The 22,216-nt window shown below is 65.7% G+C and carries 13 protein-coding genes; 8 read left to right on the top strand and 5 right to left on the bottom strand.

Annotation, left to right across the window (positions count from 1 at the left end):
• Positions 1 to 74: 74 nt before the first annotated feature.
• Complete coding sequence (locus tag AC5P9W_RS15735; protein ID WP_021202723.1) at positions 75 to 5,051, bottom strand: NAD-glutamate dehydrogenase; 4,977 nt, start codon at positions 5,049 to 5,051, stop codon at positions 75 to 77.
• Positions 5,052 to 5,301: 250 nt separating this feature from the next.
• Here AC5P9W_RS15735 and AC5P9W_RS15730 point away from each other — a divergent pair, with 250 nt between their 5' ends.
• From AC5P9W_RS15730 to AC5P9W_RS15720, 3 genes are read left to right on the top strand one after another with little or no spacing between them, the layout of a single operon-like run.
• On the top strand, positions 5,302 to 5,958 hold the full coding sequence (locus tag AC5P9W_RS15730; protein ID WP_019660385.1) for a TetR/AcrR family transcriptional regulator: 657 nt from the start codon (positions 5,302 to 5,304) through the stop codon (positions 5,956 to 5,958).
• Positions 5,958 to 7,226 (top strand): efflux RND transporter periplasmic adaptor subunit, encoded by a 1,269-nt coding sequence (locus AC5P9W_RS15725; protein ID WP_111098205.1) that lies wholly within the window; start codon positions 5,958 to 5,960, stop codon positions 7,224 to 7,226. Before AC5P9W_RS15730 ends, AC5P9W_RS15725 begins: the two co-directional genes overlap by 1 nt.
• 15 nt (positions 7,227 to 7,241) lie before the next feature.
• On the top strand, positions 7,242 to 10,415 hold the full coding sequence (locus tag AC5P9W_RS15720) for a multidrug efflux RND transporter permease subunit (protein WP_019660387.1): 3,174 nt from the start codon (positions 7,242 to 7,244) through the stop codon (positions 10,413 to 10,415).
• 152 nt (positions 10,416 to 10,567) lie between these two features.
• Here the strand turns inward: AC5P9W_RS15720 and AC5P9W_RS15715 are convergent, their stop codons facing one another.
• Positions 10,568 to 10,999, bottom strand: a complete 432-nt coding sequence (locus AC5P9W_RS15715) for a hypothetical protein (RefSeq protein WP_241744937.1) — start codon at positions 10,997 to 10,999, stop codon at positions 10,568 to 10,570.
• A 151-nt stretch (positions 11,000 to 11,150) separates the two neighbouring features.
• Here AC5P9W_RS15715 and AC5P9W_RS15710 point away from each other — a divergent pair, with 151 nt between their 5' ends.
• Positions 11,151 to 12,068 carry a hypothetical protein gene (locus tag AC5P9W_RS15710; RefSeq protein WP_180832401.1) on the top strand — a complete coding sequence of 306 codons (918 nt, stop codon included), beginning with the start codon at positions 11,151 to 11,153 and terminating at the stop codon, positions 12,066 to 12,068.
• Positions 12,069 to 12,113: 45 nt separating this feature from the next.
• Here AC5P9W_RS15710 and AC5P9W_RS15705 read toward each other — a convergent pair whose 3' ends face one another.
• Entirely contained in the window at positions 12,114 to 13,262 is a 1,149-nt protein-coding gene (locus AC5P9W_RS15705) for an acyl-CoA dehydrogenase family protein (protein WP_180832399.1), read from the bottom strand.
• A 153-nt stretch (positions 13,263 to 13,415) separates the two neighbouring features.
• On the opposite strand from AC5P9W_RS15705, the gene AC5P9W_RS15700 reads away from it, so the two are divergent.
• The 4 genes from AC5P9W_RS15700 to AC5P9W_RS15685 all read left to right on the top strand — a co-directional run bounded on the left by AC5P9W_RS15700 (position 13,416) and on the right by AC5P9W_RS15685 (position 19,395).
• On the top strand, positions 13,416 to 14,345 hold the full coding sequence (locus AC5P9W_RS15700; RefSeq protein ID WP_019660391.1) for an ArsR/SmtB family transcription factor: 930 nt from the start codon (positions 13,416 to 13,418) through the stop codon (positions 14,343 to 14,345).
• Positions 14,346 to 14,358: 13 nt separating this feature from the next.
• Entirely contained in the window at positions 14,359 to 15,453 is a 1,095-nt protein-coding gene (locus AC5P9W_RS15695) for a homocysteine S-methyltransferase family protein (RefSeq protein ID WP_180832398.1), read from the top strand.
• Positions 15,450 to 18,131 carry a methionine synthase gene (metH, locus tag AC5P9W_RS15690; protein WP_180832397.1) on the top strand — a complete coding sequence of 894 codons (2,682 nt, stop codon included), beginning with the start codon at positions 15,450 to 15,452 and terminating at the stop codon, positions 18,129 to 18,131. Before AC5P9W_RS15695 ends, metH begins: the two co-directional genes overlap by 4 nt.
• A 79-nt stretch (positions 18,132 to 18,210) precedes the next feature.
• The gene (locus AC5P9W_RS15685; protein WP_111102661.1) at positions 18,211 to 19,395 is read left to right on the top strand and encodes an MFS transporter; all 1,185 of its coding nucleotides are present in this window, start codon (positions 18,211 to 18,213) and stop codon (positions 19,393 to 19,395) included.
• A 12-nt stretch (positions 19,396 to 19,407) separates the two neighbouring features.
• Here the strand turns inward: AC5P9W_RS15685 and AC5P9W_RS15680 are convergent, their stop codons facing one another.
• On the bottom strand, positions 19,408 to 21,480 hold the full coding sequence (locus AC5P9W_RS15680; RefSeq protein ID WP_111102663.1) for an acyltransferase family protein: 2,073 nt from the start codon (positions 21,478 to 21,480) through the stop codon (positions 19,408 to 19,410).
• Positions 21,481 to 21,528: 48 nt separating this feature from the next.
• On the bottom strand, positions 21,529 to 22,215 hold the full coding sequence (locus tag AC5P9W_RS15675; RefSeq protein ID WP_021202714.1) for a DUF2058 domain-containing protein: 687 nt from the start codon (positions 22,213 to 22,215) through the stop codon (positions 21,529 to 21,531).
• Position 22,216: the final 1 nt, after the last annotated feature.

Raw genomic sequence — 22,216 nt, 5'->3', positions numbered from 1 at the left:
TGCAGAACGGCCCCGCTTTCGCGGGGCCGCTCCTTTTCTCCACGCAGGCCGGGCATGGCCCGGCGCTACGTCACTTACGCGCCGTGGGCAGCAAGCTGGCCCAGGCGCTGCACCGCGACCGAGACGGTCGGGTAGTCCAGGGTCTTCTGCTCGGCCAGTTCGGCCAGCATCGCCAGGGTGAAGCGCAGGCTGTTGTCATCACGGCCCATCCAGGCAGCGACCTTGGCCTCGGCACTGTTGCCCTTGGTGCCCAGCACCTGCCCGGCCAGGTTGCGGTGGTTGGCTGCCAGTTCGTCACGCAGCACGCCACGTGCCACGGCGTGCCAACGGCCATTGACCTCCAGCGCATCGACCTGCTCGAACAGCCACGGCAGCTGCAGGGCATCACCCAGGCGGAAGTGGACCTTGGACACGTCCACCGGCTTCAGCTTGCGGGTGCGGGCCAGTTCGATGATGTCGAACGCCGGTTCCAGGAAGTGCAGTTCGGCCAGCTGCTGTGCCAGTGCAGACGGCAGGCCCTTTTCCTTCCACTCGGCCACCAGGGCCTCGTAGGTCGGACGCTGCGAATCCGGCAGCACACCCGAGGCAACGCGGATGTCGTTGAACGGTCCCTGGTAGCGGTTGACCGCTTCGGTGATGCCCGGCATCGCGCCCGGGCGCGACAGCAGCCAGCGCACGAACGAACGCTGCAGCTTCCAGATCACTTCCAGTGCGTCGATCTGCACCGACTCCGGCACCTTGCCGTCGAGGGCATCGATCTGCGCCCACAGCGCGCGTGCATCCAGCGTTTCACGGCTGATGGTGTACGCCTTGGCAACCTCGGCGATGGAACGACCGGTGTCTTCCTGCATGCGCATCAGGAAGGTGGCGCCCATGCGGTTGATGGTCTGGTTGGTCACGGCCGTGGCGATGATTTCGCGCTTCAGGCGGTGACGCTCCATCGCGTCGGCGTACTTCTTCTGCAGCGGGGTCGGGAAATAGCGCTGCAGTTCCTTGGACAGGTACGGATCTTCCGGGATGTCCGAATCCAGCAGCTGGTTGAACGCCACCAGCTTGGAGTAGGACAGCAGCACCGACAGTTCCGGGCGGGTCAGGCCCTGGCCGCGCGCCTTGCGCTGGGACAGCTCGGCGTCGGACGGCAGGAACTCGATCTGGCGATCCAGCAGGCCCTGCTGTTCCAGGGTGCGGATGAAGTGCTGCTTGGAACCCAGGCGCTTGACCGCCATCCGCTCCATCAGGCTCAGCGCCTGGTTCTGGCGGTAGTTGTCGTTGAGCACCAGCTCGGCGACTTCATCGGTCATCGAGGCCAGCAGCTTGTTGCGCTGCTCGACGGTCAGCTTCTTGGCCCGCACCACATCGTTGAGCAGGATCTTGATGTTGACTTCATGGTCGGAGGTGTCGACACCGGCCGAGTTGTCGATGAAGTCGGTGTTGAGCAGCACGCCAGCCTGGGCAGCTTCGATGCGGCCCAGCTGGGTCATGCCCAGGTTGCCGCCCTCGCCCACCACCTTGCAGCGCAGCTCGCCACCGTTCACGCGCAGCGCGTTGTTGGCACGGTCGCCGACGTCGCTGTGCTGTTCGCTGGCGGCCTTGACGTAGGTACCGATGCCACCGTTCCACAGCAGGTCGACCGGTGCCTTCAGGATCGCACTCATCAGATCGTTCGGCGACAGCGCCTTGACGTTCTCGTCCAGGCCCAGCGCCTCACGCACCTGCGGGGTGATCTCGATCGACTTCAGGCTGCGCGGGTACACGCCGCCGCCCTTGCTGATCAGCTTGGTGTCGTAGTCCGCCCAGCTCGAACGCGGCAGGGTGAACAGGCGCTCACGCTCGATGAACGACGTGGCCGCATCCGGATTCGGGTCCAGGAAGATGTGGCGGTGGTCGAACGCAGCGACCAGGCGGATGTGGCGCGACAGCAGCATGCCGTTGCCGAACACGTCGCCGGACATGTCGCCGACGCCGACCGCAGTGAAGTCCTGGCTCTGGCTGTCACGGCCCAGCGCACGGAAGTGGCGCTTGACCGATTCCCACGCACCGCGCGCGGTGATGCCCATGCCCTTGTGGTCGTAGCCGACCGAACCACCGGAGGCGAACGCATCGCCCATCCAGAAGCCGTGCGCGACGGCCAGGCCGTTGGCGATGTCGGAGAAGGTCGCGGTGCCCTTGTCGGCGGCCACCACCAGGTACGGATCGTCCATGTCGTGGCGCACGACATCCACCGGCGGCACGATCTTGTTGTTGACGATGTTGTCGGTGATGTCCAGCAGGCCCTGGATGAACAGCTTGTAGCAGGCCACGCCGTTGGCGAAGATCGCATCGCGGTCGCCGTTCACCGGCGGGGTCTTGGCGAAGAAGCCACCCTTCGCGCCGACCGGCACGATGACGGTGTTCTTGACCATCTGTGCCTTGACCAGGCCCAGCACTTCGGTACGGAAGTCTTCGCGACGATCCGACCAGCGCAGGCCGCCACGCGCAACCGCACCGAAGCGCAGGTGGGTACCTTCCACGCGCGGGCCGTACACGAAGATCTCGCGGTACGGGCGCGGCTTCGGCAGGTCCGGCACCAGCGCCGAATCGAACTTGAAGCTGATGACATGGCCGTGCTGGCCGTTGGCATCGGTCTGGTAGTAGCTGGTGCGCAGGGTCGCGTCGATCACGCCCATGAACGAGCGCAGGATGCGGTCCTCGTCCAGGCTGGACACGCGGTCCATCAGCTTCAGCAGCGCATCGCGCGCGGCCTGCATCTGCGCGTCACGGTCGCCCTTGCGGGCGTCGACCACGGTCTTGAGCACCTTCAGGGTGGCCTCGTCGCCAGCAGCCAGCACATCGAAGTGGGCCTTCAGCTGGGCCTGGCCGGCGGCGATGTCGTCCTTGCTCTCGTGGCCGGTGGCTGGATCGAAGCGGGCTTCGAACAGCTCGACCAGCAGACGGGCCAGCAGCGGGTAGCGCGCGAACGTGCCTTCCACGTAGGCCTGCGAGAACGGCACGCCGGTCTGCAGCAGGTACTTGCAGTAGCCACGCAGCATGGCGACCTGGCGCCAGTGCAGGCCGGCCGCCAGCACCAGGCGGTTGAAGCCATCGTTCTCGGCATCGCCGTGCCAGACGCGGGCGAAGGTCTCGCCGAAGGCTTCATCGACACTGGCGGCATCGATCGCGCCAGCGGTGGACTCGACCTCGAAGTCCTGCACGTATACCGGTGCGTTGTCGACCGACAGGCGGTACGGACGCTCGGCGATCACGCGCAGGCCCATGTTTTCCATCATCGGCAGCGCGTCCGACAGCGGGATGTCGTCCAGCTGGCGATACAGCTTCAGGCGCAGACCATCGCCGCTTTCGCGCGGCACGGCCTGCAGGCTCAGGCGCAGGTCGTCCGGGCCGGTCAGCGCGTCGAGCTGGCTGACATCGTTGGCCGCAACAGCCGTGCTGTTGTCTTCGATGTAACCGGCCGGCAGCGCCTTGCCGATGCGGGCGGCGATGCGCAAGCCTTCGGTCTCGCCATGGCGGGCCACCAGCGCCTCGCGCAGGTCGTCCTGCCAGTTGCGCAGGACCTGGGCCAGCTTCTGCTCCAGTTCGGCGGTATCGACGTCGAGCATTTCACCCGGCTTCGGGCGCACGATCAGGTGCACCTGGGCCAGCGGCGATTCGCCCAGCACCACCGAGCTGTCGACGAACTCGCCGTGCAGCGCGTCCTTCAGCATCGCTTCGATGCGCAGGCGCACGTCGGTGTTGAAGCGCTCGCGCGGCAGGTAGACCAGCGCGGAGATGAAACGGCTGTACTTGTCGCGGCGCAGGAACAGGCGGCTGCGCACGCGTTCCTGCAGGCCCAGCACGCCCATCGCGGTGCGGAACAGTTCGTCCTCGCTGGACTGGAACAGTTCTTCGCGCGGCAGGGTTTCCAGGATATGGCGCAGGGCCTTGCCACTGTGGCTGGCCGGGGCCAGGCCGGACTGCTTCATCACGTGCTCGTGGCGCTGGCGCACCAGCGGGATTTCCCACGGGCGACGGTTGTAGGCGCTGGAGGTGAACAGGCCGAGGAAACGCTGCTCGCCGATGATCTTGCCCTTGGCGTCGAACTCCAGCACGCCGATGTAGTCCATGTAACCGGCGCGGTGCACGCGCGAACGGGCATTGGTCTTGGTCAGGATCAGCGCGTCCTTCAAACCGGACGTGGTGTTCAGGCCCTGCGCGGCCAGGGTCTTGACCGGACGGGCGGCGGACTTGTCCTTGCCGCGCATCAGGCCCAGGCCGGTGTCGTTCAGCGGCGCCAGCACCTCTTCCTTGCCCTGCTTCTCGACGCGGTACTCGCGGTAGCCGAAGAAGGTGAAGTGGTTGTCAGCGGCCCAGCGCAGGAACTCCTGTGCTTCCTTGCGCGACGCGTCGTCGACCGGCAGCTGGCGGCTGCCCAGGTCGTCGGCCAGCGCCAGCGCCTTGTCCTTCATCGGCTGCCAGTCGCGCACGATCGCACGCACTTCATCCAGCGCCTTGTTGATGGCCTGTTCGATGGCGGCCATGGCGTCGGCCGGTTGGCGGTCGATCTCCAGCAGCATCACCGACTCGGCATCACCCTCGCCGACCTTGACCAGCTTGCCGGCCTTGTCGCGGGTGAAGCGCAGCACCGGGTGGCCCAGCACGTGGACACCCACGCCCTGCTCGGCCAGCGACATGGTGACGGTGTCGACCAGGAACGGCATGTCGTCGTTGACGATCTGCAGCACGGTATGCGGCGATTCCCAACCGTTGGCCTTCGCGGTCGGATTGAACACGCGGACGTTGGCCTTGCCAGCCTTGCGGGCACGGGCGAATTCCAGCGTCTCAGCCGCGAGAGCGGCCCACTCTTCAGCGCTGTGGTGCGGGAACTCGTCCGCCTCCATACGCTTGTAGAAGTCAGTGGCAAAGGCCACTGCTTCGGCCTGTGCGGCCGCGGGGTAGCGCTTGCGCAAGGCCGTGTACACCGGCTCCAGGGAGAAACCAGCGGTCACTGCGACCTCCGCTTCTGCTGGTTTGGTCTTGTTTTTCACGGTCTTGGCTGCGGTTTTTTGCGGTTTCATGGCAGAGCGATGCGCTTGCTCAGTTGGGAAAATGAAATTGTAGCCCTACCGCGGGAAAAGGCCTTGCTGCAGGACGGAATAAGCAGATTCGGGTTTGCTGCGGTTTAGACGCCTATTCAGTTCGCGCCGGTAGGGTGATGGCGCCCGGTTCGGCTCTGGCGACAGGATCGGCAAAGCGTGTTACCGGAAGACACACGCGGCAACGCCGTTTCGATTCCACAATCCTGAACTGGACGGTATAGTCCACCGCGTGAATCCGGCCTACCTCCCCGTTGCCCTCGACGCACGCGATGAGCGCGTGTTCGAAGCCGTGCGCCAGCTGTTGGCCCAGCAGGGCATGCAGATGAGCATGGACGCAGTGGCCCAGCATGCGGGCTGCTCCAAGCAGACCCTGTACTCGCGCTACGGCAGCAAGCAGGAGCTGCTGCGCCGGGTGATGCAGCGCCATGTGGGCCACGCCACCGGCGCCATGGTCCGTGCACTCCGCACTGACGACCTGCGTGCCAGCCTGCTCCAGTTCGCCATTGACTTCCTGGAGCACTTCAACCAACCGCACGTGGGCCAGGCCTGCCGGCTGATTGCCGCCGATGCGGCCCAGTTTCCCGAAGAGGCGCGTACGCTGTACCGGCACGGTGCCGGCGCGCTGACGCTTCATCTTGCTGAATGGATTGAAACCGTTTGCATGCGTGGCCAGCTCCGGCATGACGACCCGCACTTCATGGCCGAACTGCTGCTGAGCATGATTGCCGGTCAGGATTTCGACAAACAGCGTTTCCATACCCCCCACCGTGATGACGCACTGCTGCGTCGGCGTTGGGCAGAGTTCTCCGTCGACAGCTTCCTGCGCGCCTTCGCGCCACAGCCGTCGGCGGCCCCGTCTACAAACCAACCCCGGAGTTCCTCCTGATGACCGCCCCACTCCGCACCCTTGCCTTGACGTGCGCCGTTGCTGTCGCGCTGGCTGCCTGCAAGAAGCCGGAACAGCAGACGCCCCCGCCGCCGGAGGTGGGCGTGATCGACGCCAAGCCGCAGACCCTGCCGCTGCAGCGTGAGCTGGTCGGCCGCCTGTCGCCGTTCCGCAGTGCCGACGTGCGCGCGCGGGTGCCGGGCGTGCTGCTCAAGCGCGTCTACCAGGAAGGCTCGCAGGTCAAGCAGGGCCAGACCCTGTTCCTGATCGACCCGGCGCCGCTGCGTGCCTCGCTCAATGCCTCTGAAGCGCAGCTGGCCTCGGCCCGCGCGACCTACGCCAACGCCAAGGTGGCCGCCGACCGTGCACGCTCGCTGGCGCCGCAGCAGTTCGTCTCCAAGTCCGACCTGGACAACGCCGAGTCGGCCGAGCGCACCGCGCTGGCCGCGGTCAAGCAGGCCGAAGCCGCCGTGACCTCCTCGCGGATCAACCTGGGTTACGCCGAAGTGACCGCGCCGATCAGTGGCGTGGCCAACAAGCAGCAGGTCACCGAGGGCGCGCTGGTCGGCCAGGGCGATGTGACCCTGCTGACCACTGTCGATCAGCTCGACCCGCTGTACGTGAACTTCTCGCTGAGCGTGGACGAACTGACCCAGCTGCGCGCGCAGCAGGCCAAGGGCGCGCTGGCGCTGTCCGGCGACGGCAAGGCGACGGTGGCAGTGAAGCTGGCCGATGGCAGCATCTACAGCGAGCCGGGCACGCTGGACTTCTCCTCCACTACGGTCGACCCGGCCACCGGTGCAGTGTCATTGCGCGCTGTGCTGCCGAACCCGCAGCAGATCCTGCTGCCAGGTGCCTTCGTCAGCTTCCAGGCCAACCTGGGCGAGCGCAACAACGCCTACCTGGTACCGCAGCAGGCCCTGCTGCGCGATACCACCGGCGGCTACGTGATGGTGGTCGGCGCCGACGGCAAGGTCGTGCGCAAGAACGTGAAGACCGATGGCGCGCAGAACGGCAACTGGCTGGTCAGCGACGGCCTGGCCGCCGGTGACAAGGTGATCGTGGCCGGCGTGCAGAAGGTCAAGGAAGGTGCACCGGCGGTGGCCAAGCCGTGGACCCCGGGGCAAGACGCCAACGGCAAGCCTGCCGCAGGCGGCGCCGCTCCGGCGGGCGCGGCACCGGCCGCAGGCAAGGCACCGGCCGACGCTGCAAAGCCCGAGCAGGCCGATGCGGCCAAGCCGGCCGCCACCGATTCGAACAAGCAGTAACGGGAACCTTCCGTCATGCCTAAATTTTTCATCGAACATCCAGTCTTCGCCTGGGTGGTTGCGATCCTGATCTCGCTCAGCGGCGTGATCGCGATCCTCAACCTGGGCGTGGAGTCCTATCCCAACATCGCCCCGCCGCAGGTCACCGTCTCGGCGACCTACCCGGGTGCCAGTGCCGACACCACGGAAAAATCGGTCACCCAGGTGATCGAGCAGCAGCTGACCGGTATCGATCACCTGCTGTACTTCAGTTCCTCGTCCGCGTCCAACGGCCGTGCGCAGATCACCCTGACCTTCGAGACCGGTACCGATCCGGACATCGCCCAGGTGCAGGTGCAGAACAAGGTCTCGCTGGCCACGCCACGCCTGCCCTCGGAAGTGACCCAGCAGGGCGTGGTGGTGGCCAAGGCCAACGCCGGCTTCCTGATGGTGGTGGCGCTGCAGTCCGATACCCCGACCATCAACCGTGACGCCCTGAACGACATCGTCGGTTCGCGCGTGCTCGACCAGGTCTCGCGCATCCCCGGCGTCGGCAGCACCCAGCAGTTCGGTTCCGAGTACGCCATGAACATCTGGCTGAACCCGGAGAAGATGCAGGGCTATGGCCTGTCGGCCAGCCAGGTACTGGCCGCGGTACGTGCGCAGAACGTGCAGTTCGCCGCCGGTGCGCTGGGTTCGGACCCGTCGCCGGAAGGCCAGCACTTCACCGCCACGGTCTCGGCCGAAGGCCGCTTCAGCTCGCCGCAGGAATTCGAGAACATCATCCTGCGCGCCAACGCTGACGGTTCGCGCGTGCTGCTGAAGGACATCGCCCGCGTCGCATTCGGTGCCAACAACTACGGCTTCGACACCCAGTACAACGGCAAGCCGACCGGCGCCTTCGCCATCCAGCTGCTGCCGGGCGCCAATGCCCTGAACGTGGCCGAAGCGGTGCGCGCCAAGATGGATGAGCTGCAGCCCAGCTTCCCGTCCGGGGTGACCTGGTTCTCGCCGTACGACAGCACCACGTTCGTCAAGATCTCGATCCAGGAAGTGGTCAAGACCCTGTTTGAAGCAGTCTTGCTGGTGTTCCTGGTGATGCTGATCTTCCTGCAGAACTTCCGCGCCACCCTGATCCCGACCCTGGTGATCCCGGTCGCCCTGCTCGGTACCTTCCTGGGCATGTGGATGATCGGCTTCACCATCAACCAGCTGACGCTGTTTGCGATGGTGCTGGCGATCGGCATCGTGGTCGACGACGCGATCGTGGTGATCGAGAACGTCGAACGCATCATGACCGAGGAGGGCCTGGCGCCCAAGCCTGCCACGCAGAAGGCGATGACCCAGATCACCGGTGCGGTGGTGGCGATCACCGTCGTGCTGGCCGCGGTGTTCATCCCCTCCGCCCTGCAGGGCGGTGCCGCCGGTGAGATCTACAAGCAGTTCGCGCTGACCATCGCCATCTCGATGGCATTCTCGGCGTTCCTGGCCCTGGGCTTCACGCCGGCGCTGTGCGCGACCTTCCTCAAGCCGACGCACAACGACAACCCGAACATCGTCTACCGCACCTTCAACAAGTACTACGACAAGATCAGCCACACCTATGTGGGCCACATCACCTCTGCGGTGCGCCATGCGCCGCGCTGGATGATCCTGTTCGTGGTGCTGACCGCGCTGTGCGGCTTCCTGTTCACCCGCATGCCGGGCAGCTTCCTGCCGGAAGAAGACCAGGGCTATGCGCTGGCGATCGTGCAGCTGCCGCCGGGCTCGACCAAGGGCCAGACCAACGAAGTGTTCGCGCAGATGCGTGGCATCCTGGAAAAGCAGGATGGCTATGAAGGCATGCTGCAGGTGGCCGGCTTCAGCTTCGTCGGTTCCGGCGAGAACGTGGGCATGGGCTTCATCCGCCTGAAGCCGTGGGAGGAACGCAAGTTCACCGCGCCCGAGTTCATCCAGAACATGAACGGCGCGTTCTACGGCATCAAGGAAGCGCAGATCTTCGTGGTCAACCTGCCCACCGTGCAGGGCCTGGGCCAGTTCGGTGGCTTTGACATGTGGCTGCAGGACCGTAGCGGTGCCGGCTACGAACAGTTGACCCAGGCCCGCAACATCCTGCTCGGCCAGGCCGCGCAGAAGCCGGACCACCTGGTTGGCGTGCGCCCCAACGGTCTGGAAAACGCGCCTCAGCTGCAGCTGCACGTGGACCGCGTGCAGGCGCAGTCGATGGGCATGTCGGTGTCGGACGTGTACAGCACCATCCAGCTGATGCTGGCCCCGGTGTACGTCAACGACTTCTTCTACGAAGGCCGCATCAAGCGCGTGACCATGCAGGCCGATGGTCCGTACCGCACTGGCCAGGAATCGCTGAAGAGCTTCTACAGCCCGTCCAGCCTGACCCAGAACGCCGATGGCACCAACGCGATGATCCCGTTGAACACGGTGGTCAAGTCCGAATGGGTGTCGGCGCCGCCGTCGCTGAGCCGCTACAACGGCTATTCGGCGATCAACATCGTCGGTTCGCAGGCACCGGGCACCAGCTCGGGTGAGGCGATGCAGACCATGGAAGGCATCGTCAACGACGACCTGCCGGCCGGCTTCGGCTACGACTGGTCGGGCATGTCCTACCAGGAAATCCTGGCCGGCAACGCGGCGACCCTGCTGCTGGTGCTGTCGATCGTGGTGGTGTTCCTGTGCCTGGCCGCCCTGTATGAAAGCTGGTCGATCCCGGTGGCGGTGCTGCTGGTCGTGCCGCTGGGCGTGCTGGGTGCCCTCGGCCTGTCGATGCTGCGCGGCCTGCCCAACGATCTGTTCTTCAAGATCGGCCTGATCACCGTGATCGGCCTGGCGGCGAAGAACGCGATCCTGATCGTGGAGTTTGCGGTGGAGCAGCGCGCAGCAGGCAAGAACCTGCGTGATGCCACCATCGAAGCGGCCCGCCTGCGTTTCCGCCCGATCCTGATGACCTCGTTCGCGTTCATCATGGGCGTGATCCCGATGGCGATCTCCACCGGCGCCGGCGCCAACTCCCGCCACGCCATCGGCACCGGCGTGATCGGCGGCATGCTGTTCGCCACCCTGCTCGGCCTGCTGATGATCCCGGTGTTCTTCGTGGTCGTGCGCCGCATGCTGGGCGACAAGCTGGATGAACCGTCGAAGGAGTTCATGGAGCGCCAGCGCGACGCAGAGTCCGCCCACCGCCCGGATCGTTGATCCGGCGGTGCGCTGAAACGAAAAGGCCCCGGAGCGATCCGGGGCCTTTTTTGTTGCCGCTTCTGCATCCATGCCAACCCAGGTTGGCATCTACCGGAGCAACGGCATGCCCGGTAGCCGCCAACCTTGGTTGGCGCTGTTCGGGCAACGTCTCAGCGCAGCAGCGCCACCACCACGCACACCGCCACAACCGCCATCGCAGGCCATTGCATCGGCAGGAAGAAGAAGTGATGCGGAGCATGCAGGCCATGTGCACGCGGCTTTCGATTGAGCACAAAACCCAGCACCGTATTGATTGCTGAGCCAAGGCCGAACGCCACCAGGACCTGGCCGAGTGAAGTATTGCCGCGACCCACCACTGGATCCGGGAACAGGATGAGGATGAGCAGCACGGCAGCGATCGGTGTGAGCAGGATCAGCAGCCCCGCGCCTCGATAGATGAGCATGTGGTGGTGTCCATGAACGGCGGAGCATTCTGCGCTCATCGAGCCGGAATGCCAATGGATCGCTGACACATCGACTGCACGGAGACCGGTCGCATACGGACTGTATTGAGAAGCCTCGACCGCTGCGCCGGAAGGCATCACCCGACACCGAAGCGCTCAAGGCGTCTACCGTGTTCGCAGAAAGCCACCCACCCCGGATTCATGGGCACACAGAAATGCGGCACGCCCGGATCGCTGCTATCCAGATGTCTCGACGGCAATCGATCCGAAGCCCTCCAGGAGACTGATCATGGAAAGAGCACCACTACGATTCTTCAGCTGCCCTGCCCTGCTGTTTGGCGCGCTACTCGCGGCCAGCAGCATCCAGGACAGCCACGCGGCAGGCGTCCTCGTCTGCGACAACTGTCGTGACCCGCGCGCATTGGCGCTTTCCTCGGGTACGGGGCCGACCATCGTCGCCGACTTCCAGCAGCGCCGGATCCATGGTTTCGATGTGGAATACGATCGCGAGCTACGGCGCTATCGCGCAACAAGGGCGCAGATTCCCGGGCCAATCAACGCATCCTTCAATCGGATCATGGGCATGCTCGACAACAACGTGCCAACCGTACAGTTCGCGCCGCGGCAGCGGGCCGGAAGAGGAGTCCAGTACGAGGTTCATCCTGATGACCCGCAATACGCCAACGGCATAAGCTTCCCGGAAGAGCACAAGAACCTCAACGCCTACGATGTCGTTCAGATGGCCACTGAGCGATCAAGGCTGGAAGGTGACATCGGCAAGGCCTTCACGGGGGCGACAACATCGTCGGCCGCCTGGAACGGCATGGCAACATTCCTTTCCTCGATCGGCCTGAGCTTCGTCAGCAAGACCGTCGGCATTGACAGCGCCATCTATCGGATCACATGGCGCGATGGTTCAAAAACCACGCTGGTCATCACGCCTTCTGCGGTTGATCAAGCCCGCTATGTGCAAGGTGAAAGCCGTGACGCCAAGGGCAACAAGATTCCGGATGGTGCGGCAACCGATCCAGAGATGGCCCGGAGCTTCATCGGCAACTATCGCTTTGACGATGCCGGCGAGCTCGAACGATGGGTTGACTCCGCCCGGCTCTACGGCGTGACCATGCATCCGGGAATGCCACGGGAATCCCTTCAGACCGTCTGTGAATGGAATGGAAAGGATATCGTTTGCCGGTTGCCACGTTGACAGCGCAGAGGAAACGGGGCGGCAATCGCCGCCCCGTCGTGTCCATCAGCGCAGCCCGGTCTCGTTGCGTGCGATCACCAGGCGCTGGATTTCCGAGGTGCCTTCGTAGATCTCGGTGATCTTGGCATCACGGAAGTAGCGCTCCAGCGGCATTTCCTTGGAATACCCCATGCCGCCGTGGATCTGCACGGCCTGGTGGGTAATCCACATTGCCGCCTCAGAGGCGGTCAGCTTGGCAATGGCAGCCTCATTGCTGAAGCGCTTGCCCTGGCCCTTCACCCACGCCGCGCGCAGGGTCAGCAGCAGCGCTGCGTCCAGCTTGCACTTCATGTCGGCGATCTTGGCCTGGGTCATCTGGAAAGTGCCGATGGCCGCGCCGAACGCCTTGCGCTCCTTCACGTATTCCAGAGTCGCTTCATAGGCGGCACGGGCGATGCCGATGGCCTGCGAAGCGATGCCGATGCGGCCGGCATCGAGCACGCTCATGGCGATCTTGAAGCCCTCGCCTTCCTGGCCCAGCACGTCTTCGCCCCGCGCCACGTAATCGTTGAACTCGATCTCGCAGGTAGCCGAGGCGCGGATGCCCAGCTTCGGCTCGGTCTTGCCGCGGCCGAAGCCGGCCTTGTCGGTGTCGATGAGGAAGGCGGTGATGCCGCGTGCGCCCTTGTCCGGCTCGCTCATCGCGAACAGCACGATGTACTTTGCCACCGGGCCGGAGGTGATCCAGCTCTTCTTGCCATTGATGACAAAGGTGCCGTCTGCCTGCTTCACCGCGCGGCAGCGCATGGCCGTGGCGTCGGAGCCGGACTGCGGCTCGGTCAGCGCAAACGCGCCGATGGCCTCGCCCTCGGCGATGGCACGCACGTACTTCTGCTTCTGCTGCTCGGAACCGTGAGTGAGGATGCCGTTGCAGAACAGCGAGTTGTTGACGGACATGATCGTCGAATGGGCTGCGTCGGCGGCGGCGACCTCCACCATCGCCAGCACGTACGCGATCGGGTCCATGCCCGCGCCGCCGTATTCGGTCGGCACTTCGATGCCCATCAGGCCGTTCTCGCCCAACAGGCGAATGTTGTCCAGCGGGAACTCGCCGGTACGGTCATGATGCTCCGCGCTCGGGGCGATCTTCTCCTGCGCGATACGCCGCGCCACGTCCTGCAGCATCAACTGCTCTTCGGTAAAGCTGAAATCCACAACACCCTCCCGGGTACATGAAGTTATGGGCCGCATACGGCGCGCCCAGGTGCCTCGATTGTACCGGGGGCCGGCTGCTTCCGTACGCTGCCGACTTGACCGCGACAGGCCCTCTCGGCGAATATATCTCTATATCGCGATAGGTAGATGTTTATGGATCTGGAAGACTGGTCGACCCGCCTGAAGGTGTTCGCCGATGCCACTCGCGTCCGCCTGCTGGCGCTGCTGGAGCAGGAGGAACTGACCGTGGCCGAACTGTCGGCGATCACCCGGCTGGCGCAGCCGCGCGTGTCCACCCACCTGGCACGCCTGAAGGAAGCCGGCCTGGTCCGCGACCGCCGTGCTGGCGTGTCGGCGTACTACCGCTTCGACGAGGCCCAGCTGGACCCGGCGCAGCGTGCATTGTGGCATGCCTTGAGCAACGGAAGCGATGACCCGCTGCTGCGCCAGGATGCCGAACGCGTCGCCGCCGTGCTGGCGCACCGCGCCTCGGACCAGAACTGGGCCGACAGCGTGGCCGGCGACATGGAACGCCACTACTCACCTGGCCGCACCTGGGAGGCACTGGCGCGTACCGCGCTGCCGCTGCTGGAGACCGGCGACGTGCTGGATATCGCTTCCGGTGACGGCGTGCTGGCCGAACTGGTAGCCCCACATGCCAAGCGCTACATCTGCATCGACACCAGCGCGCGCGTGGTCGCCGCCGCCAGCGAACGCCTGCGCCGCCTGCCGAACGTGGAAGTGCGCGAGGGCGACATGCATGCACTGCCGTTCAAGGATGCCAGCTTCGATCTGGTCGTGCTGATGCACGCGCTGACCTACGCCAGCAAGCCGGCGCAGGCGGTGACCGAAGCCGCGCGCGTGCTGCGGCCCGGTGGCCGGCTGCTGCTGTGCAGCCTGGCGCGCCACGAGCACAAGGCCGCCGTGGAGGCCTATGGCCATGTCAACCTCGGCTTCAGCGACAAGGAGCTGCGCAGGTTCGTCGACAAGGCCGGCCTGCAGGTGTCCAGCCTGGAGACGGTCACCCGCGAGAAACGCCCGCCGCACTTTGAAGTGATTTCGCTGATCGCCAACAAGCCCTGAGCCCGAGACCGCCATGCCTGCCCTGCCTTGGTTGCATCCCGATCGTGCCAACGCGCTGCTCGACGCCCTGCGCGAGCGGATCCTGATCATCGACGGCGCGATGGGCACGATGATCCAGCGCCATGGCCTGCAGGAAGGCGATTACCGTGGCGAGCGATTCGCCGGTGGCTACGACCATGCGCATGGCCCCGGCTGTGACCACGGCGTGCCCGAAGGCCATGATCTGAAGGGCAACAACGATCTGCTGCTGCTGACCCGGCCGCAGATCGTCGCCGACATCCATACCGCCTACCTGGAGGCAGGCGCGGATCTGGTCGAGACCAACACCTTCAATGCCACCTCGGTCAGCCAGGCTGACTACCACCTCGAGCACCTGGTGTACGAACTGAACAAGGCCGGTGCGGCCGTCGCGCGCGCCTGCTGTGACGCGGCGGAAGCGACCACGCCCGGCAAGCCGCGCTTCGTGATCGGGGTGATCGGCCCGACCAGCCGCACCGCCTCGATCAGTCCCGACGTGAACGATCCGGGCTTCCGCAACACCAGCTTCGACGAGCTTCGCGACACCTATCGCGAAGCCATCGAAGGCCTGATCGACGGCGGCGCCGACACGCTCATGGTCGAGACCATCTTCGATACGCTCAATGCCAAGGCCGCGCTGTATGCGCTGGAAGAGGCCTTTGATGCACGTGGCGCGCGGTTGCCGGTGATGATCTCCGGCACCATCACCGACGCGTCGGGGCGCACCTTGTCCGGACAGACTGCCGAAGCCTTCCACGCCTCGCTGGCGCATGCGCGACCGCTGTCGATCGGCCTGAACTGCGCGCTGGGCGCCAATGCGATGCGCCCGCATGTGGAAACCCTCTCGCAGGTCGCCGACTGTTACGTCAGCGCCCACCCCAACGCCGGCCTGCCCAACGCGTTCGGCGAGTACGACGAAACCCCTGAAGAGATGGCCACCACCCTGCGGGGCTTCGCCGAGGATGGCCTGTTGAACCTGGTCGGTGGCTGCTGTGGTTCCACCCCCGACCATATCCGCGCGATCGCCCAGGCCGTGGCCGGGCTGGCACCGCGTGCCCTGCCGGGCGCACGGGAGCAGCACGCCGCATGAGCACGCCTCTCACCCGCCTGTCCGGCCTGGAACCGCTGGTCATCACCCCGGACCTGCTGTTCATCAACGTCGGCGAACGCACCAACGTCACCGGCAGTGCGCAGTTCCGCAAGCTCATCAAGGAAGGCCGCTACGAAGAAGCGGTGGACGTGGCCCGCCAGCAGGTGGCCAGCGGTGCGCAGATCCTCGATGTGAACATGGACGAGGGCCTGATCGACTCGGAAGCGGCGATGACCCGCTACCTGAACCTGATCATGTCCGAGCCGGACATCGCGCGCATCCCGGTGATGGTCGACTCCTCCAAGTGGAGCGTGATCGAGGCCGGCCTGAAATGCCTGCAGGGCAAGAGCGTGGTCAACTCGATTTCGCTGAAGGAAGGCGAGGCGCTGTTCCGCGAGCACGCGCGCAAGGTGCTGCGCTACGGTGCTGCTGCGGTGGTGATGGCGTTCGACGAAAACGGGCAGGCCGACACCTGCGCGCGCAAGGTCGAAATCTGTACCCGTGCCTACCGCATCCTGGTCGACGAGATCGGTTTCCCGCCGCAGGACATCATCTTCGACCCGAACATCTTCGCCGTCGCTACGGGCATCGAAGAGCACGACAACTATGCAGTGGACTTCATCGAAGCCACCCGCATCATCAAGCAGACCCTGCCGCACTGCCACGTCTCCGGCGGCGTCTCCAACGTCTCGTTCTCCTTCCGCGGCAACGAAACGGTACGCCAGGCCATCCACTCGGTGTTCCTGTACCACGCGATCGCCGCCGGCATGGACATGGGCATCGTCAACGCCGGCGCGATGCCGATCTACGACGACCTGGAGCCGGACCTGCGCGAGCGCGTCGAGGACGTGATCCTCAACCGCCGAAGCGATGCCACCGAGCGTCTGCTGGAGATCGCCGAGCGCTACAAGGGCAGGAAGGGCGCGGCGAAGACCGAAGACCTGGCCTGGCGCGAAAAGCCGGTGGCACAGCGTTTGGCGCATGCCCTGGTACACGGCCTGGATGCCTTCGTCGAGGAAGACACCGAACTGGCCCGGCAGGCCTCCAGCCGCCCGCTGGATGTGATCGAAGGCCCGCTGATGGACGGCATGAACATCGTCGGCGACCTGTTCGGCGCCGGCAAGATGTTCCTGCCACAGGTGGTGAAATCCGCGCGCGTGATGAAGAAGGCCGTGGCCTACCTGCTGCCCTACATCGAAGCGGAAAAGGCGCGCAGCGGTGACACCGCCAAGAGCAACGGCAAGATCATCATGGCTACGGTGAAGGGCGATGTGCATGACATCGGCAAGAACATCGTCGGCGTCGTACTGGCCTGCAACAACTTCGACGTGGTCGACCTCGGCGTGATGGTGCCGGCGCAGAAGATCCTCGATGCCGCCCGCGAGCACAACGCCGACCTGATCGGCCTGTCCGGGCTGATCACCCCGTCGCTGGAGGAGATGAGCCACGTTGCCCGCGAGATGGAGCGCCAGGGCTTCGACCTGCCGCTGCTGATCGGGGGTGCGACCACTTCGCGTGCGCACACCGCGCTGAAGATCGACCCGCACTACAAGGCGCCGACGGTATGGGTGAAGGATGCATCGCGCGCGGTTGGCGTTGCGCAGTCGCTGATCTCGCGTGATCTGCGCGAGGCCTTCGTTGCCGCCAACGAAGCCGACTATGCCGAAATCCGCGCGCGCCACCGCAACCGGGGCGACGCCAAGCGCCTGGTCACGCTGGAACATGCGCGCGGGCAGAAATTCCAGGGCGGCTGGGACAGTTACACGCCACCGGCACCGAATCAGCCCGGCCTGCACGTGTTCGACGACTATCCCCTGGCCGAACTGGTCGACTACATCGACTGGACGCCGTTCTTCCAGGCCTGGGAGCTGGCCGGCAAGTTCCCGGCGATCCTCACCGACGAGATCGTCGGCACCCAGGCCAGCGAGCTGTACAAGGATGCCCGTGCGATGCTCGAGCGCATCGTCGGCGAGAAGTGGCTGACGGCCAAGGCCGTGTTCGGCCTGTGGCCGGCCAACAGCATCGGCGACGATGTCCGCGTGCAGCACGCACAGGGCGAAACCACCCTGCACTTCCTGCGCCAGCAGGTGGACAAGCCAGCCGAACGCCCGGATTTCTGCCTGGCCGATTTCATTGCACCGGCCGACAGCGGAAAGCAGGACTGGATCGGCGCGTTCGCGGTCACTGCCGGTATCGGCATCGACACCCACGTCGCGCGCTTCGAGGCCGAGCATGACGACTACAACGCGATCCTGCTGAAGGCCCTCGCCGACCGCTTCGCCGAGGCACTGGCCGAGCGCCTGCACCAGCGCGTGCGTACAGAATTCTGGGGCTACGACCGCGCCGAGACGCTGGACAACGAAGCCTTGATCGACGAGCAGTACCGCGGCATCCGTCCGGCGCCAGGCTACCCGGCCTGCCCCGAGCACAGCGAGAAGCGCCGCCTGTTCGACCTGCTGCAGGCTGAGAAGAACGCTGGCATGGAACTGACCGAGAGCTTCGCGATGTTGCCCACGGCCGCTGTCTCCGGCTACTACTTCAGCCATCCGCAGAGCCAGTACTTCGTTGTCGGACGGCTCAGCCGCGAACAGGTCACCGACTATGCCCGGCGCAAGGGCGTGGACCGCGGCCAGGCCGAACGCTGGCTGGCCTCCAATCTCGACTACGACCCCGAATGAGGCGGTAGCGCCGGGCCATGCCCGGCGTCATCTCCCGTCCGCCGGGCATGGCCCGGCGCTACCGTGCATTATTCCCGCGATGACCGTTCCCGTTGCCCGCCTCTCAAGTTTCTACTTGTTCTACTACGCGGCGCTCGGCGCGTTCACGCCGTACTGGAGCCTGTTCCTGACCGCGCGCGGGATGAGCGTGACCGCGATCAGCGTGATGATGGGCCTGTGGTACGCCACCCGCGTGATCGCACCCAGTGCCTGGACCTCGCTGGCGGCCGCATCACCGCGACCGATCCGCCTACTGCGCGTCGGCTGCGTGCTGACCCTGCTCAGCTTCGCCGCCTTCCTGCAGCCCCTGCCGCAGCCGTGGATGTACCCGGCGATGATCGTGTTCTGCTTCTTCTACAACGCGGTGATGCCGCAGTTCGAGTCGATCACCCTCACCCACCTGGGCACCGACAGCCATCGCTACGGGCTTATCCGGGTCTGGGGCTCGCTCGGTTTCATCGCCGTGGTCACCCTGTTCGGCTGGCTGATCGAAGGCGATGGCGCCGGCAGCCACGCCGGATTGTTGCCCTGGATGATGCTGCCCCTGTTCGTGCTGCTGGTTGCCTCGGCCTTCAGCAACCACTACGCGCGCGACATCGGCAGGACGGCGGGGGATGCCAGCGGCTTCTGGCAGATCGTGCGCCGACCGCCGGTGCTGGCGTTCTTCCTGGCCGCGTTCATGGAGCAGCTGTCGTTCGGCCCGTACTACACGTTCTTCTCGGTCTACATGGACCATCACGGTTACCGTACCTCCGCCCTGGGCCTGCTGTGGACCATCGGCGTGGTCTTCGAAGTGGGCGTGTTCTTCACCATCGGCCGCTTCTTCCGCCACTACGACGCCAGCTGGATGCTGCTGATCGCACTGGTCAGTTCCTGCCTGCGCTGGGCCGTGACCGCATTGTTCCCGGAGAACCTGCCGGTAATGCTGCTGGCGCAGACCGCGCACGCGCTGGGCTTTGCCGCGTTCTTCGCGGCGGCGATGCAGATGCTGGCGACCTACTTCCCCGGTCGTCTCAATGGCCACGGCCAGGGACTGCTCTATGGATTCTCGTCGGGTGTCGGCGGGGTGCTGGGCGCGCTTATTGCCGGCCAGCTGTGGAAGATCGACGATGGCCGCACCGCGTTCCTGGCGGGTAGCGGGTTTGCCCTGATCGGCGCCCTGCTCTGCTTCTTCGCGCTGAGCCTGCCGCTGATACGCGCGCGCCGGACCCACGGCGCACACTGACAACGCTCCGGTTCAGCGCTGCAGCAACACCTGCTGCAGCGAAGGCAGCAGCACGCGGTTGCCATGCGCGCTGAGATGATCGCCATCGAAGAACAGCGGGCGGCCATCGCGCTGCGCGGGACATAGCGCGTCGTCGCACAGCACCGGCAGCGGGTCCCACAGCACGCCCCCCGGCAGTCCATCGACCACCTGCCGCAGGCTGCCCAGCATGGGTGCCCGCAACGTTTCCATCGCGACGCGCGTGCTGTCCAGCCCGTTGCGGCAGACCTCGTTGCGCGCATTGAAGCGGTCCGAGCAGCGATAGGGGGGCGCCGGCAGCACCGGTTTAGGTGCCTCCAGCACGATGCGCACACCGCGCTCGGCCAGAGGCTTCCACTGCTTGATCGCCTCGGCCGCTTCGGCCTCACGCCCTGCCGTGGCCTCCGCTGTCAGTTCGCCCTCCAGCTGCGCCTGCGCATCGAACAGCACGAACTGATCGGACAGGCGCGGCACCCGCAGCGATACCAGAACCACGGCGTCCCCCGGCTGCGCGCGCTGCGCGATGTCGGCAAACACCGCTGCGTCGAAATCGGTGCAACCGGCCCCGGCACCGCGCCACTTCTGCAGGCTCACCTGCGGGCATCCGCCACGGCCATAGAGGGAGACCTCAGAGCCGGTTTCCAGCGCCAGGCGCTGCAGCAGCTCGATGTAGGCCATCGCATGCGAATCGCCGGCAACAAACACCCGCTTCGGCGCACCGGCCGGCAGCGGACGGTCGCAGTTTCCACGGGTAAAGGTGCGCGCACTGCCGCCTTCGAATCGATGCTTCGCGGCCACCAGAGCACAATCGGGATAATCACCCGCCACACTCTCGCCATTGGGATACCAATCGGCTGGATGCCGGCTGACGGTACTCAGCGACAGCCGCGGCGCCTGCAGGTAGAGCAATGCCTGGATGCCGGCGGCGCACAGCAGTACGACTGCGCCGCTCAGCACCCACCGGCCTGGACGCAGGCGCTGCGACAACGGGCCGCGGAAGGGTTGCTCGACCCAGCGCCACGATACCCATGACAGCAGCAGCACCAGCACCATCGCAGCGATCATCTGCGGTGGTGTCCGCAGGCCCACGGTCCAGCGCATCAGCACGAACACCGGCCAGTGCCACAGATACAGCGAGTACGACAGCAGGCCAATGCGGCGCATCGGAGCGCTGGCGAGCAGCCGCGCCACCCATGCCTGCGGATGATGATGCAGCGTCCAAAGCAGGCCTGCGGTGGCGAAGGCCGGCAGCAGGCCGTCAGGCCACGGCGAGCGCCCGGCACGCGAGGACCATAGAGCCCACCCCAGCAGGACCAGCGCCATCATGGCCAGCAGGGAAAACACCGGCGCAGCGCGCTTCAGTGCCTGACTGGTTGCGGGGTCCAGCGATTGCCGCACGTGCAGCAGCTGGAACAGCAGCACGCCCACGCCCAGTTGCCAGAGACGGGTGCTGGTGGCGTAGAACGCCCACGATGGCGGCGCCTCGCGCAGACCCAGCACCGCAGCGTGCAGCAGCGATGCCATGCTGACCAGTGCGAACAGGCCCAGGCTGATACAGCGCCCGCGCGCGCCACGTGCCCAGGCCAGGAACAGCAACGGGAACAGCAGGTAGAACTGCTCTTCCACACCAAGCGACCAGGTATGGGTGTAGGGATTGAATTCGGCCTTGGGCGCGAAGTAATCGTTGCCGATCGCCGCCAGCACCCAGTTGCTGAATCCGAACAACGCCATCAGCCCCGTCTTGTCGCTGGCTTCGCTGAGCCACGACTCAGGAATGAACAGCACGCTCGCCACAGCGGTCAGCAACACGCACGCCAGCAGCGCCGGTGCGATACGACGGATGCGGCGCGCATAGAAGCGCAGCATCGACTGCCCCAGCGACAGCGGCGGCAGCCGATGTACCGACGCGCTGACCACGAAACCGGAGATGACGAAAAACACGTCCACGCCGGTAAACCCGCCCGGCAACCAGCCCGGGTCCAGGTGGAACACGATGACAGCCAGCACGGCGATCGCGCGCAGGCCGTCAATGTGCGGCACGTAGCCGCGGCTTGGATCAGCGGTCATCCCTTCCTCCGCGGCCGCGGGGGCAACGCGCCCACGGCGATCACGCGTTTACCAGACCAGGTCGTCCGGCACCTGGTACTGCGGGTCCGCGTACGGATCTTCCTCGGCCGGCGCATTCGGATCGACCTTCAGCGCCACCGACGGGGCGAACACTGCCTCGCACTGTGCCAGCACCTCGGCGGTCACCAGCAGGTAGCGGCCGTTGAGCTGGACCACGCCCAGTTCACCCGCATTGAGCGCGGTCAGCTGTTCGGCGGTCACGTAGATGCGCTTGATCTTGCCGCCGTACGGGAAGTGGCGGGCAATGTCCGCCTCCTCGGCATTGAGGCTTTTGCCCTGCAGCAGCGCTTCCAGCTTGGCCTTCGCCTCACGGCGCACGCGTGCTTCTTCCTGCTTCAGGCGCTCGGCCTCGATGCGCTCTTCCTTCTCCCGCTGCGCACGGATCGCATAGGCCTTGGCCAGGTCCATCTCTTCGGCGCTGCGCGGCTTGCGCGGCCCCTGCTGCCCTTGGCCACCACGCGCCTGCCCACCGGGCTTGCCCGCCCCACCATGGCCATGCCCGCGACGCTCGCCGGGCTTGTGCTCGCCCTTGCCTGCGCCCTGCGGCTTTGCATTGCCGTTGCCACCCTTGCCCTGCGGGCGGCCGTCACGGCGGGGGCCATCATTCTTGCGCTCGGGCTTGGGCGCGGGCTTGAAGCCCAGGCCCATCAGCTGGTCGCGGAGGGTATCGCTCATA

Source organism: Stenotrophomonas sp. YJH_SMC_33 (assembly GCF_059372295.1).
Note: the sequence above shows the minus strand (reverse complement) of the source record. Positions and strands in the feature narration are given on the sequence as shown.